The sequence below is a fragment of the Terriglobales bacterium genome (assembly GCA_035624475.1).
Classification (GTDB): Bacteria; Acidobacteriota; Terriglobia; order Terriglobales; family Acidobacteriaceae; genus DASPRL01.
Genome location: DASPRL010000097.1, coordinates 1 through 13739 on the forward strand (window position 1 = coordinate 1; position 13739 = coordinate 13739).

11 protein-coding genes are annotated in these 13739 nt (G+C 68.5%); 3 read left to right on the forward strand and 8 right to left on the reverse strand.

Features of this window, described 5'->3' with window-relative positions; translation table 11 throughout:
- The 3 genes from VEG08_04170 to VEG08_04180 form a co-directional block, all read left to right on the forward strand.
- A partial coding sequence (locus tag VEG08_04170) for an ATP-binding protein (GenBank protein HXZ27180.1) occupies window positions 1-1384 on the forward strand: 1384 nt, incomplete at its 5' end.
- A complete protein-coding gene (locus VEG08_04175) occupies window positions 1377-2771 on the forward strand; it encodes a sigma-54 dependent transcriptional regulator (GenBank protein ID HXZ27181.1) in 1395 nt (464 codons plus the stop codon). The genes VEG08_04170 and VEG08_04175, both read left to right, overlap by 8 nt.
- A 137-nt stretch (window positions 2772-2908) precedes the next feature.
- On the forward strand, window positions 2909-4999 hold the full coding sequence (locus tag VEG08_04180; GenBank protein ID HXZ27182.1) for a protein kinase: 2091 nt from the start codon (window positions 2909-2911) through the stop codon (window positions 4997-4999).
- A gap of 7 nt (window positions 5000-5006) precedes the next feature.
- On the opposite strand, the gene VEG08_04185 is transcribed toward VEG08_04180, so the two are convergent.
- The 8 genes from VEG08_04185 to VEG08_04220 all read right to left on the reverse strand — a co-directional run.
- Window positions 5007-5327 carry a PilZ domain-containing protein gene (locus tag VEG08_04185; GenBank protein HXZ27183.1) on the reverse strand — a complete coding sequence of 107 codons (321 nt, stop codon included), beginning with the start codon at window positions 5325-5327 and terminating at the stop codon, window positions 5007-5009.
- 124 nt (window positions 5328-5451) lie between these two features.
- Window positions 5452-5751, reverse strand: coding sequence for a hypothetical protein (locus VEG08_04190; protein ID HXZ27184.1), 300 nt, complete (start codon window positions 5749-5751; stop codon window positions 5452-5454).
- 80 nt (window positions 5752-5831) lie between these two features.
- Window positions 5832-6596, reverse strand: coding sequence for a 6-phosphogluconolactonase (gene pgl, locus VEG08_04195; protein HXZ27185.1), 765 nt, complete (start codon window positions 6594-6596; stop codon window positions 5832-5834).
- On the reverse strand, window positions 6593-7591 hold the full coding sequence (gene glk / locus VEG08_04200; GenBank protein ID HXZ27186.1) for a glucokinase: 999 nt from the start codon (window positions 7589-7591) through the stop codon (window positions 6593-6595). The genes pgl and glk overlap by 4 nt, the downstream gene beginning before the upstream one ends.
- Entirely contained in the window at window positions 7575-9149 is a 1575-nt protein-coding gene (gene zwf / locus VEG08_04205; GenBank protein HXZ27187.1) for a glucose-6-phosphate dehydrogenase, read from the reverse strand. The genes glk and zwf overlap by 17 nt, the downstream gene beginning before the upstream one ends.
- A 17-nt stretch (window positions 9150-9166) precedes the next feature.
- Window positions 9167-10147, reverse strand: coding sequence for a decarboxylating 6-phosphogluconate dehydrogenase (gene gnd / locus VEG08_04210; protein ID HXZ27188.1), 981 nt, complete (start codon window positions 10145-10147; stop codon window positions 9167-9169).
- Between the two features lie 61 nt (window positions 10148-10208).
- Window positions 10209-13094: a bifunctional transaldolase/phosoglucose isomerase gene (locus VEG08_04215; protein ID HXZ27189.1), complete on the reverse strand. Its 2886-nt coding sequence runs from the start codon at window positions 13092-13094 to the stop codon at window positions 10209-10211.
- 15 nt (window positions 13095-13109) lie between these two features.
- A partial coding sequence (locus tag VEG08_04220; GenBank protein ID HXZ27190.1) for a transketolase C-terminal domain-containing protein occupies window positions 13110-13739 on the reverse strand: 630 nt, incomplete at its 5' end.

A 13739-nucleotide genomic window follows, 5' to 3' on the forward strand; every position in this document is an offset into this window, starting at 1 on the left:
CTTTCTCCGCGCCGAGCCGTTGCCGGCCGGCCCGGTGCTGGCGCTGGAGTCGGTGCGGGTGGTGCGCGTCGCCGACAAGAACCTTTACCTGGTGGGTGGCGAGCGGCTGGACCGCGAGTTCCTGGGCACGCTCACCCTGCCCCAGGGGATGCGCGCGCTGCTCTACTCCAACCTGACTCCCGCCTTCGTTCCGGGCGCGCTGACCGACTCCGCTGGCCCGGTCCCGCAGGTGCTGAAGCTGCTGCCCTTGGTGCAGCAGGTCCAGCAGCAGCGGCAGGCCGTGATCGCAACCGTGGACTGGGACGGCGACCCGGCGAACTCCGAGGTCTTCCACGCCCTGCCCCTGATGGGGTTGCAGAACGAGGTGCTGGGTGTGCTGCTGGTAGGCAGCTCGCGCCGCGATCTGGTGCTGCTCGACCGCTACATCCGCTCGGTGGCGCTGCTGGTAGGCGGTGCGGGCATCCTGTTGGCCCTGGTGCTGAGCGGCTGGGCGGCCCGGCGCGTCACCCGACCAGTAGAGGAGTTGGCCGAAGCCGCCAATCAGGTCGCTGCCGGGCGCTGGGAGACGCATGTGCCGGTACGCTCGCAAGACGAGGTCGGCCAGCTCGCCGAGTCCTTCAACCAGATGACCCGCCACCTGGTGGAGCAGCGCGAGCGCCTGGTGCAGGCGGAGCGGGTGGCAGCGTGGCGCGAACTGGCCCGCCGCCTCGCCCACGAACTCAAGAACCCGCTCTTCCCGCTGCAGATCACGGTGGAGAACCTGCTGCGCGCGCGCGAGCAGAACCCGGGCCAGTTCGACGAGGTCTTCCGCGAGAGCGCTGCCACGCTGCTGGCCGAGATCGCCAACCTGAAGACCATCGTGGGTCGCTTCAGCGACTTCGCCAAGATGCCGCGCCCGCAGCTCCAGAGCGTGCGCGTGAACGAGGTCGCGGAGGGCGTGATGAAGGTCTTCGCGGCGCAACTGGCGGCGCCGGGCCGATCCGCCATTACCTCACGCCTGGAGCTTGACCCCGCGCTGGAGATCATCCAGGCCGATCCCGACCTGCTGCACCGCGCCCTCTCGAATCTCGTCCTCAACGCCATGGATGCCATGCCCCAGGGCGGCACGCTGACTCTAAGGACGACACCACAGGAGAACGGCGTGCGCATCGAAGTCGGCGATACCGGCGAAGGCCTGACCCCGGAAGAGTGCGAGCGCCTGTTCACTCCCTACTACACCAGCAAGCAGCACGGCACCGGGCTGGGGCTGGCCATCGTGCAGTCGGTGGTCAGCGACCACGGCGGCCGGATCACAGTCGCCAGCCAGCCCCGTCGCGGCACCACCTTCCGCATCGAACTCCCGCTGCAGCCGCCGGAAGCGGCGCGAGGTCCCGAACATGCCTGAAGAAACCAAGCCCGCGCCTCTGCGCGCGCACCTGCTCATCATCGACGACGACCCCAACACCCTGGCCTCGCTGGCGCGCGCCTTCCGCCTGGCCGGGCACGAGGCCACCGTATGCGACCGCGGCCAGCGCGCCCTGGAGCTGGTGAAAACGCAGTCCTTCGACCTGATCCTCTCCGACGTGGTCATGCCCGGCAAGGACGGCCTGGCGCTGCTGGAGGAGATCAACAACCTGGGAGTGGCGACGCCGGTGGTGATGATGTCGGGGCAGGCGCACATCGAGATGGCGGTGCGCGCCACCCGCCTGGGCGCGGTGGACTTCCTGGAAAAGCCGCTTTCCACGGAGAAACTTCTGCTGACGGTAGAGAACGCCCTGCGCCTCACCCGCCTCGAAGAAGAGAACAAGCAACTGCGGGGGCGACTGGGCGGACCGGAGATCGTCTTCACCGGCGACATCATGCGCCGGCTGATGGCGCAGGTAGAGCGCGTGGCCGCCAGCGAGACCCGCGTCTCGATCCTAGGCGAGACCGGGACCGGCAAGGAACTGGTGGCGCGGGCCCTGCACGAGCGCAGCCCGCGCAAGGCCGGGCCCTTCGTCACCCTGAACTGCGCGGCGGTGCCCGCGGAACTGATCGAGTCCGAGCTCTTCGGTCACGAGAAAGGGGCGTTCACGGGCGCGGGCGCGCGCCACCTGGGCAAGTTCGAGCAGGCCAACCGCGGCACCCTCTTTCTCGACGAGATCGGCGACATGCCCCTGCCCATGCAGGCCAAGCTGTTGCGCGTGCTGGAGCAGGGCGAGGTGGAGCGCGTGGGCGGCAGCGGGCCCATCGCCGTGGACGTGCGCGTGATCGTCGCCACCCACCACGACCTGGAGCAACTGGTGCGCGAAGGGCGCTTCCGCCAGGACCTCTTCCACCGCATCTACGTCTTCCCTCTGACGCTGCCGCCGCTGCGCGAGCGGCGCGAGGAGATCCCCGCGCTGGTGGAGCACTTCGCCCGCCGCATCGCCGAGCAGAATGGATGGAAGCCCATGAGCTTCTCGGCGGAAGCCATCGCCGAGCTGGAGCGCTATGCCTGGCCGGGCAATGTGCGCGAATTGCGCAACGTGGTGGAGCGGCTGATGCTGCTGGCCACCGACGACATAGACGCCGCTACTGTGCGCCTGGCCCTGCCCTCCGACGCTGGCGCTCCCGGCGCTCCGGTCGCGGCGAGCGGCAGTCTGAGCGAACGCGCGGACGCCTTCGAGCGCGCCACGATCCTGGCGGAACTGGAGCGCCAGCGCCATCACATCACCAACACCGCCAAGGCGCTGGGGCTGGAGCGCAGTCATCTCTACAAGAAATGCCAGCAGTTGGGCATCGACCTGAGCGCCGTGAGGAAGGAACGGTAAGCCGGCATGACAGTTTGACTTACCTCCGGCCCCCTCCTAGCATCCTTAAGTAGGGTGAGGAAAAGGGGACTTTCCCCATGGGCGGCGAGGCGTCGCGCGCGAGCCAGCCGGGCGGGCGTAGGCTCGGCCATTACCGCATGCTGGAGAAGATCGGCGCGGGCGGCATGGGCGAGGTGTACCGCGCCTGGGACGAGCACCTCGACCGCGAGGTCGCCATCAAGCTGCTGCCCGCGGGCGCGCTGGCCGACGAAGAGGCCCGCCGCCGCTTCCGCCAGGAGGCCCAGGCCCTTTCCAAGCTCGAGCACCCCAACATCGCCACCGTCCACGACTTCGACTGCCAGGAGGACACCGACTTCCTGGTCACGGAGTTCGTCCCCGGAGTGGCGCTCGACGAGCAACTGGTGCGCGGGCCCCTGCTGGAGCACGAAGTCCTCGAACTGGGCCGGCAACTGGCGGAGGGGCTGGCGGCGGCGCACGCGCAAGGTCTGGTGCATCGCGACCTCAAGCCCGGCAACCTGCGCTGCACCAGCGACGGGCGGCTGAAGATCCTGGACTTCGGGCTGGCGCGGACGCTGCCCGCGGCTTCGCCCCTGGCCGAGACCGTCAGCCGCAGCGACGTGCTGGCGGGCACGCTCGCCTACATGCCGCCGGAGCAGTTGCGGGGCGAGCCCGTGGACGCGCGCAGCGATCTTTATTCCGCCGGCGTGGTGCTGTACGAGATGGCCACCGGCCGGCCTCCCTTCCAGGGGCAACTGGCCACGGTGCTGGCCGACGCCATCCTGCACAGCCAGCCACTGCCGCCGCGCAGCCTGAAGCCCAGCCTCTCGCCGCGGCTCGAGGACCTGATCCTCAAGTGCCTGGAGAAGGAGCCGGCGCACCGCTACCAGTCGGCGGCGGAACTGCTGGCCGACTTCCGTCGCCTGGCCGAGCAGCCGGCGGAGGAGAAATCGCTGGCCGTGCTCTACTTCCAGAACCTGGGCGGGCGCATCGAGGACGAGTATTTCCGCGACGGCATCACTGAGGACATCACTACCGAGCTTTCCAAGATCCAGGAGCTGCGCGTCTTCTCGCGCTCCGCGCTCTTGCCCTACCGCGACCAGGCCGTCACCCCGCGGCAGGTGGGCCAGCAGTTGCACGCCTCCTACGTGCTGGAGGGCAGCCTGCGTCGCGAAGGCAGCCACCTGCGCCTGACCGCCAGCCTGGTGGAAGCGCGCAGCGGCCACTGCCTGTGGGCGGAGCGCTACGACCGGCAGATGGAAGACGTCTTCGCCATCCAGGACGAGATCGCGCACGCCATCGCGCGCGCCCTGCGCCTGGTGCTCAGCGAGAAGGAAAAGCGTGCCATCGAAAAGCTCCCCACCCGCGACGTACGGGCGTACGACCTCTACCTGCGGGGGCGGGGGTTCTTCCACCAGTTCCGGCGGAAGGGTTTCGACTTCGCCCGCGAGATGTTCACCCGCGCTATCCAGATCGATTCCGCTTACGCCCGCGCCTACGCCGGCATCGCCGACTGCTCTGCCTTCCTCTATTTCTACTGGGAGTCGAGCGAAGCCAACTTGCGGCAGGCGGACGAGGCCAGCCGCAAGGCCCTGGAGCTGGATCCCGATCTGGCCGAGGCCCACGCCTCGCGCGGGCTGACGGCTTCACTGCAGAAGCAGTACGACGAGGCGCGCCAAGAGTTCGAGACCGCCATGCGGCTGGAGCCACGGCTCTTCGAGCCCTACTACTTCCTGGCGCGCAATTGCTACGCCCAAGGCAAGCTGGAGGAGGCGGTGAAGTGGTTCGAGCGCGCCAGCGAGGTCTATCCCGAGGACTACCAGGCGCCCATGCTGATGGCCAGCGCGCTGCATGGGCTGGAGCGAAAGACCGAGGCCCAGGCCGCCTATCGGCGCGGGTTGGAAGCGGCCGAACGCCACCTGGAACTGCATCCCGGCGACTGTCGCGCGCTGTACTTCGGCGCAAACGCGCTCTCCCAAGTCGGGGAGAGACAAAAGTGCAAGCAGTGGCTGGAGCGTGCGTTGACGCTGGAGGGAGACGAGCCCCAGGTGCTCTACAACGTGGCTTGCGTCTATGCCCTGCTGGGCGAGGCGGAACCGGCTATCGACTGCCTGGAGCGCTCCATCACCGGCGGCTGGGGCCAGCGCGAGTGGATGGAGCACGATCCCGACCTGGCCTCGCTGCGGAGCCATCCGCGGTTCCACGCGTTGATGGGGAAAAGACCCGCCTGAGTGCGGCCTAGAGCACGTCCACGGATTCGCAGTAGAGGATCCTGGCGGCGATGCCGAACTGGCCTTCCTTGCCCTGGTCTTCGACGCGCACCACCCGGGCGTGGCAGGACATCCAGCGGTTGCCCTTGGGGCGGAGCTCCGCGGGCATCATGAGCACGACCTCGATGTCGGCGCCCTCTTCGATGCGGGCCTCGCTGATCAGGAACATGCCGCTGGGGCTGATGTCGCGCGCGGTGCCCATCAACTGCCGGCGCATATGGCGGACATTGACGGGCGCCGAACTGGGAAGGCGGCGGGAACTCCGTCGTTCGGCTCCGGACTTGGCCATGGCGCACCTTCCCGGGGGTTCACCTGGGCTCAACCTACTCCACCTCTCGCCGGATGGCAAGCGAAAGGGGGCGGAGCCGGGGCGGGGGCAGGCCGGGACGAGGGTCCGCGCGGCCTGCCTCCGCCTAGTTCGGCTCCTGCCGGTCGCCCACGATCACAACCGGGATCTCCGGACGCATACAGCGCATCAGGCCGGCGAGCTGCGTGACATCGAGCCCGCCGCCGCTTTCCTTGACCACGACGCAGTCGATATCCAGCTCCACGAACAACTCCAGGGCCTGCCGCTCACTGCCCACTTTGAACAGGGTGCAGCCCACGAATTCCGTCCGTCGGCTGCGGTTACGGGGTTTGGCTGCGTCCACCAGCAGGATCGTCGGTTTTGCCGTCACTTCCAAGGATGAATGGCGCATATTAGGGCCGAGCATAGACCTCGGCCCTCCGCTCGTCGAGATTACCAAGGTAAGCATCCACGGGTGACCAAGGTGTGGGTTTCCGCCGAAGGCGGCTAGCGGGTAGAGCGCGCCAGAAGAGCGGCTGCCGCATGGTCGGCATACCACAGCAGCCGCCCGGCATCCGGGCGGACGCGCTGGGCGGGGTAGGCGGCGCCGGCGGGCTCGCCCTCGAGCACATGGCGCAGCATCTCCGCTTTGCTGGCGCCGCTCACCAGGAAGAGCACCTCGGCGGCGTGGTTGAGGACGGGGAAGGTCAAGGTCAGGCGGAAGTCGTGGAACTTCTCGATCCAGTTGGCGGCCACCAGGCGGCTGGTCTCGGCCAGGGCTTGGGAGCCGGGAAAGAGCGAGGCGGTGTGGCCGTCCGGGCCCATCCCCAGCAGGATGAGATCGAAGCGCGGCAGCTCGCCCGGGCGCAGCGCGAAGGACTCCCGCAACAGTTGCTGGTAGGCGTCGGCGGCCTCCTGCGGCGGCAGTTCGCCTTCCATGCGATGGATGTTGGGCTCGGGGATGGCGATGTGATCGAGCAGGGCCTCGCGCACCATTCGGTAGTTGCTCTCCGGGTCGCCGGGAGGAACGTGGCGTTCGTCCCCAAAGAAGAGGTGGATCTTCTCCCAGGGAAGGCGCTGGGGCGGCTGGCGGGCGTCGTCTTCGGCGAGTAGAACGTATGCACCGCGGGGCGTGGTGCCGCCGGCCAGGGCTACGCAGAAGCGGCCGCGCTCGGCCACTGCCTGCCGCGCCGCCCGCGTGAACTCGTCGGCGGCGGCGCGGTAGAGATGGAGCGCGTCGGGCCAGGTCCTCACCTCGGACCCGCCGCTCACGCCGGCACCTTCTTCTCCGCCTGCAAGACGGCGCAGCGCGCCGCCCCGATCAGGCCGGCGGACTCGTTCAGGATGATGCGCACCGGCACCGATTCCAGCAGCGGCTGCATGCGTCCCTTGGCCACAAAGGCTCTCAGGAAAGTCGGCTCCTGCAGCTTGCTGCGGATCTTGGGAGCGATGCCACCACCCAGGTAGACGCCGCCGGTGGCCAGGATGCGGAGCGCGAAGTTGCCCGCCTCCGAGCCATAGACCGCGGTCCACAGGTCCAGGGCCTGCTCGCAGATCTCGGCCTTGTGTTCCAGGGCGCCGCCGGCGATGGTGGCGGGAGGATTCTCGGCCGCGCGCAGCTCCTCGCCGAGCCACGCGGGTTCCGGGAAGCGGCCGGTGTCGCGCAGGAAGTCGTAGACGTTCTTCAGCCCAGGCCCCGAGAGCACGCGCTCGCAGCTCACGTGCCCGAGCTTGGCGGCCAGGTATCGGTAGAGTTCGACTTGCAGATCGCCGTTGGGGGCGAAGTCGGCGTGGCCGCCTTCACAGGCGAAGGGGTGATAGCGCTGCCCGTCCCAGTAGAGGCCGGCCTGGCCCAGCCCGGTCCCGGCCGCGACCACGGCGGCGTTGCCGGAGGCGCCGGGAGCGCCCGGGTTGAGCACAAGGAAGTCGGCGGCGGGCAACTCCATCGCGCCCCAGGCGTAGGCCTCGAGGTCGTTGAGGAGGGCCGCGGCAGACAGGCCCAGCTCGCGGGCCAGCGCGGCGGCTTCGATCACCCAAGGCAGGTTGGTGGCGGTGCAGCGTCCGTCGCGCACCGGTCCGGCAACGCCGAAGCCCGCGCACTCCACCCTCTGGCCCTCCTGCGCCACGAAGCGCGCGACGATCTCCTCGAGCCCGCGGGCCTGGCGGCTGGGGAAGTCACGGTGCAACGCGAGGCGCAGTTCCCCGCCCTGTTCTTCGAAGAAGGCGAGCCGGCTGTTGGTGCCGCCAATGTCACCGGCGAGAATCATCCCCGATGCTCCTCCAGTGTCGGCCGTCGCGCTCCAGCAATTCGTTGGCTTCCTTCGGCCCCCAGCTCCCGGAGGCATAGTTGGGGAAGCTGCGCGGGGGCAGCGCCTTCCAGACGTCGAGGATGGGATCGACCACCGCCCACCCCGCCTCCACCATGTCGGTGCTCTGGAACAGGGTGGCGTCGCCGATGATCCCGTCGTAGAGCAGGATCTCGTAGCCGGTGGTGAAGGAGGTGCCGAAGTAGTCGCAGTAGTTGAAGTTCATGTCCACGGCGCCCACGCGCATCTGCGGGCCGGGGATCTTGGCGCCGAAGCGCAGCGAGATGCCCTCGTCGGGAGCGATGTGCAGCACCAGCAGGTTGGAGGTCAGCTTCTCCACCGGGGTGTCGCGGAAGAGGACGAAGGGAGCGCGCTTGAACTGGATGGCGATCTCGGAGTAGCGCATCGCCAGGCGCTTGCCGGTGCGCAGGTAGAAGGGAACGTCGGCCCAGCGCCAGTTGTCGATGAGCAGCTTGAGGGCCACGAAGGTTTCCGTCTTGGACTCCACGGCCACGTTGGGCTCGGCGCGGTAGGCCTTCACGCGCTCGCCAGCGATGCCGCCTTCCCCATACTGCCCGCGCACCGCGTGCGTGATCACGTCCTCCGAACTCAGCCCTTGGACGGCGTTCAGGGTCTTGGCCTGCTCCGATCGCACCGCGTTGGCGCTGAAGGAGATGGGCGGCTCCATGGCGGTGAGCGAGACCAGCTGGAAGAGGTGGTTGGGGACCATGTCGCGGAGGGTGCCGGCGTTGTCGAAGTAGCCGCCGCGCTGCTCCACCCCCACGGTCTCGGCCACGCTGATCTGCACGTGGTCGATGTAGCGGCGGTTCCAGATGGGCTCGAAGATGCCGTTGCTGAAGCGGAACAGCAGGATGTTCTGCACCGTTTCTTTGCCCAGGTAGTGGTCGATGCGGTAGATCTGGTTCTCGTAGAGGACCTTCTTGATCTCGCGGTTGAGCGCCTGCGCCGATTCCAGGTCGTGGCCGAAGGGCTTCTCGATGACCACGCGCCGCCAGGCGCCGTTGGCCTCTTCCGCCAGCCCCGCCGCGCCCAGGTGCTCGATGATCTGCGCGAAGAACACCGGGCTGGTGGCCAGATAGAAGAAGTAGTTGCCGTGGGTGGCGTGGTCCTTGTCCACCTGGGCCAGGTACTCGCGCAGGCGGGCGTAGACCTGGGCATCGCCGAAGTCGCCGGATACGTAGTGCAGGCGGCGCACCAGCCATTCCAGCAGGCTCTCCTCCACCTTTTCCCCGACGAACTTGTACAGGCTCTGCTTCACCTGGTCGCGGAACTGGTCCTCGCTCATCTGCTCGCGGGCCAGTCCCACGATGGCGAACTCGCGGGAGAGCAGATTGCCCTTGGCCAGGTTGTAGAGGGCGGGCAGAAGCTTGCGCGCGGTCAGGTCGCCGGTGGCGCCGAAGATCACCATCACGCAAGGGCCGGTCTGGCGGGCGGCGGTCATCTCCGCCGACTCCTGCGGGCGGGGTGGCTTGGCGGCTTCTCGCTCGGCAGTGGACATGGTCGCTCCTCGACTCCCTACTTGCTCTTGATCTCGATGTGCCCGCCGAACTTCTGGCGCATGGCGGAGAGCATCTTCTCGGCGAAGGTGTGGTCGCGGCGCGAGCGGAAGCGGACGTAGAGCGCGGCCGAGAGCACGTCCACCGGCACCGCTTCCTCGATGGCCGCCAGCAGCGTCCACCGCCCCTCCCCGGAGTCCGCTACCGCACCCGTATATTCCGAGAGCGTTGGGTTCTCCGCCAGGGCCATGGCGCTCAGGTCCAGCAGCCAGGAAGAGACTACGCTGCCCCGCCGCCACACCTCGGCGATATCGGCCAGGTTCAGGTCGTAGCGGTGCTCCGGAGGCAGCTCCTTGGAGTTGGCGTTGGCGAAGATGTCGAAGCCCTCGCCGTAGGCCTGCATCAGGCCGTACTCGATGCCGTTGTGCACCATCTTCACGAAGTGGCCGGCGCCGGAAGGGCCGCAGTACAGGTAGCCTTGCTCCGCCGTCCCCGGCATCTTCTCGCGCCCCGGAGTGCGCGGGATGTCGCCGCGGCCCGGCGCCAGCGTCCGGAAGATGGGATCGAGGCGCTCGACCGCCTCCCGCGGTCCGCCGATCATCATGCAGTAGCCGCGCTCCAGGCCCCAGACGCCGCCGCTGGTGCCCACGTCCACGTAGTGGATGCCGCGGGGCTGGAGCATCTGCGAGCGGCGCACGTCGTCCTTGAAGTAGGAGTTGCCACCGTCGATGATGGTGTCGCCGGGCTGCATGCGCTCTGCCAAGGCCAGCACCGTCTTTTCGGTGGGTTCGCCGGCCGGAACCATGACCCAGGCGGCGCGCGGTGGCTGGAGCTTGGCCACGAAGTCGTCGAGCGAGGCCGAGCCGGTGGCGCCCTCCGCGGCCAGGCGCCCGACGTTCTCGGCGCTCAGGTCGGAGACCACGCAGGCGTGCCCGCCCTTCATGAGGCGACGCACCATGTTGCCGCCCATCCTGCCCAGGCCCACCATTCCCAGTTGCATCGGTCGCTCCTTGTGAACCCGCCCAGCCGGCCGGGCGAAGAATCTACCCTATCCCGCGCCCCTACGCCAGCGCCTCCTGGACGGCTTGCTGCAGCGTGCGCAGGCCGGCAGCCACGTCGGCGGGCAGGTGCACGCGCAAGGCCCGGCGGTTGCGCTGTGCCAGCACCGTGAAGTCGCCGCGCGCCTGCGCCGCCTTGACCACGCCAAAGGTGTACTTCTGTCCCGGGACAGGCAGATCCACGGCGTCGTCGCAAGTGACCTGCAGGAAGACGCCGGTGTTGGGCCCGCCCTTGTAGGCCTGTCCCGTGGAATGCAGGAAGCGCGGGCCGAAGCCCAGGCAGGTGGCGACGCGCTTGCGGTCCCGGACCTCGTGACGCATGGCCTGCAGCACCTGCTCATGCTCCTGGTTCATGTGGACGTAGGCCAGCAAGGCAAGGTAGTCGCCGGCGCCGATCCGGTCCAAGTGGGCGCGCAGCATCCCGGAGAGTGACTTGTGCCTGGCCGCGCGCAGCAGGTCGGTGGCGTTGCGCTCATCGGCGAAGAGGCGGATGCCGCCCTCCTCCAGGAAGGGCTGCTCGGCGGGCAGCGCGCCCGTCTTCTCGTACTGCTCGGTCAGGGCGCGGGTGGCGATCTTGCTGGCCTCCACGTCAGGCTGGTTGAAGGGATTGATGCCCAGGATGGAGCCGGCGACCGCGGTCGCGATCTCCCAACGGAAGAATTCTTGGCCCAGGTCGTAGATGTCGGCCACCTCGATGCGCACCACCGGCTGTCCCGCCTTCTCCAGGGCCTCGAGGCCGGCATCCTGCGCCGGGTCGGCGCCCTGGGCCAGCCGCAGGTAGACGAAGACGCGGTCGTCGCCGTAGACCTCGGGCGGGCCCACCTGTTCGCCGTCCACCGGAATGAGGCCGCGGCCGTCCTTGCCTGTGCTCTCGGCCAGCAACTGCTCCAGCCAGGCCCCGAGATCGTGGATGCCCGGGGAGCTGATGAGCGTGACCTTGTCGCGGCCGGAGCGGCCCAGCGTGCCCAGGATCAGACCCAGCACCGCTCCGGGGTTGTCCTCCACGGGCGTGGAGGAGGTACAGGCCTGCACCATCTCTTCCGTGCGATCGAGAAAACGCTTGAGGTCAAGGCCCATCACCGCCGCCGGCACCATGCCGAAGTTGGAGAGCGCGGAGTAGCGTCCGCCGATCGAGGGCACGCCGAAGCAGACGCGGCGGAAGCCGTCGGCCTCCGCCACTTTCTGCATCTTGGAGCCGGGATCGGTGATGGCGAGGAAGTGCTCGCCGGCCTTCGCGCCCACCGCCTTGCGCGCCACTTCGAAGAAGTACTGCTTGAAGATGTTGGGCTCGAGCGTGCTCCCCGACTTGCTGGAGACGATGAACAGCGTGCTGCGAGGATCGATCTTCTCCTCGAAGGCCTTGATCTGGGCGGGGTCGGTGGAATCGAGGACGTGCAGTTCGGGATGGCCGGGCCGCGGGCCGAAGGTCATCTTCAGCACTTCGGGGGCAAGGCTGGAGCCTCCCATGCCGAGCAGGAGCACGGTGCGGAGGCCCGAGGTCCCTTCGGCAATGTCGGAGAGCTCGTGCAGGTGAGAGATCTGGTCCTCGGTGATGCCCAGCCAACCCAGCCAGTTCGATTCGTCGCTGCCCGTCCACAGGGAGATGTCGCCCGACCACAGGCGGCGGACCTTGCGCCCGGTGCGCCAGTCCTCCAGCGCCGCCCGGAAGGCCTTCTGGTTGGCCTCCGGTAGCTGGAAGCGCAGGCAACGGATGCGGGCGGAGGCGGGCTTGCGGTCCGTGCGCGCCACCGCGGCCAGCAGCTTGTCGAAGGCTTCGGCGAAGAGCTTGATGCCGTCTTCCAGAAGGTTGTCGGCGACCTGGCGCAGGGAGATGCCAACGCGCTCCAGGTCGGCAAGGACTTGTTGCGCGGCGGGGAGGTCGGCATCGAGGGTGCGGGCCAACTCGCCGTGGTCGCGGAAGGCGTCGTAGGTGGCCGGCGGGATGGTGTTGACGGTGTCGGCCCCGATCAGGCTCTCCACGTAGACCACGTCGCGATAAGCGGGGTTCTTGCTGCTGGTCGAGGCCCAGAGCAGGCGCTGGGTCTGGGCTCCGGCGGCAGCCAGCTTCTGCCAGCGCTCCCCGCTGAAGATGCGCTTGTACGCCTGGTAGGCGAGCTTGGCATTGGCGATGGCTACTCGGCCCAGCAACGGGCGCAAGCGCTGGGTGTCGGCGCCGCTGGCTCCTTTGAGCCGGGCCGCCAGCAACGCGTCCACCGCGGAATCGATGCGGCTCACAAAGAAGCTGGCCACGCTGGCGATCCGGCCGAGGTCACCGCCGCGCCCCAACCGCGCTTCCAGTCCCGCGAGGAAGGCTTCGGCCACCTCCTCGTACCGGCCCTGCGCGAACAGCAGCGTCACGTTGACGTTGATGCCTTCGCTGATGAGCTGGCGGATGGCGGGCAGACCTTCGGAGGTGCCCGGCACCTTGATCATGAGATTCTCGCGGCCCACCTCTTGCCACAGGCGCCGGGCCTCCCCGATGGTGGCCTGGGTCTGCTTGGCCAGCCGCGGCGAGACCTCCAGGCTGACGTATCCGTCCCGCCCACCGGTCTTCTGGTAGACGGGATAGAGGACGTCGGCGGCGTCCTGGATGTCGCGGATAGCGATGCGCTCGAAGGTCTCCTCCGGACTCAGGTCCTCGGCCGCCAGCGCCTTGAGGATGTTGGCGTAATCGGTGCTGCCGGTGATGGCCTTTTCGAAGATGGCGGGATTGGAGGTCACGCCCCGCAACCCATCCTGGTCCACGAAGCGCTGCAATTCCCCGCTGGTGATGAGGCTGCGGCGAATGTAGTCCAGCCAGACCGACTGGCCGAACTCCTGCAGACGCATGAGCCGGTTGGCGGAAGTCGCGGCCGGGGCGGGTTCCGCGGTGGTGGCGACTGGATTCATAGGCTGGCCTCCTTCTCAGCTCTTGCGGGAGAGCAACTCCTGCGCCGTGGCCACGATCGCCTCCGGGGTGAAGCCGAACTTCTTCAGCAATTCCTTCAGCGGGGCCGAGGCCCCGAAGGTGTGCATGCCGATGCACTTGCCCTCCAAGCCGACGTAGCGGTCCCAACCGCAGTCGGAGGCCTGCTCCACCGAGATGCGGCGGCGCACCGCGGCGGGCAGCACGCTCTCACGGTACTCCGGGGTCTGGCGGTCGAACAATTCCCACGAAGGCATGCTGACCACGCGCGCCTTCACCCCCGCAGCCGTGAGCTGCTCATAGGCGGCGATGCACAGCGCGACCTCGCTGCCGGTGCCGATCAGGATGATCTCCGGCCGGCCGCCGGGAGCGTCGGCCAGGACGTAGGCGCCGCGCGCCGCTCCCGCCGCCGGCGCGTACTTCGCGCGGTCCAGCGTGGGCAGCGCCTGGCGCGAGAGGATCAGCGCGGCGGGCTGGTGCTTGAAGTGCATCAGCGCGCGCCAACACTCCGCCACCTCGTTGGCGTCGGCCGGGCGCATCACCACCAGGTGCGGGATGGCGCGCAGCGAGACCAGTTGCTCCACCGGCTGGTGGGTCGGCCCGTCCTCGCCTACTCCGATGGAATCGTG

What these genes read in the sequence shown, in the direction of transcription:
- VEG08_04185 (HXZ27183.1), bottom strand. Translation starts at nt 5,327, where the DNA reads ATGGCCAAGTCCGGAGCCGAACGACGGAGTTCCCGCCGCCTTCCCAGT.
- VEG08_04215 (HXZ27189.1), bottom strand. Translation starts at nt 13,094, where the DNA reads ATGAATCCAGTCGCCACCACCGCGGAACCCGCCCCGGCCGCGACTTCC.
- VEG08_04175 (HXZ27181.1), top strand. Translation starts at nt 1,377, where the DNA reads ATGCCTGAAGAAACCAAGCCCGCGCCTCTGCGCGCGCACCTGCTCATC.
- VEG08_04180 (HXZ27182.1), top strand. Translation starts at nt 2,909, where the DNA reads ATGCTGGAGAAGATCGGCGCGGGCGGCATGGGCGAGGTGTACCGCGCC.
- gnd (HXZ27188.1), bottom strand. Translation starts at nt 10,147, where the DNA reads ATGCAACTGGGAATGGTGGGCCTGGGCAGGATGGGCGGCAACATGGTG.
- zwf (HXZ27187.1), bottom strand. Translation starts at nt 9,149, where the DNA reads ATGTCCACTGCCGAGCGAGAAGCCGCCAAGCCACCCCGCCCGCAGGAG.
- VEG08_04190 (HXZ27184.1), bottom strand. Translation starts at nt 5,751, where the DNA reads ATGCTCGGCCCTAATATGCGCCATTCATCCTTGGAAGTGACGGCAAAA.
- glk (HXZ27186.1), bottom strand. Translation starts at nt 7,591, where the DNA reads ATGATTCTCGCCGGTGACATTGGCGGCACCAACAGCCGGCTCGCCTTC.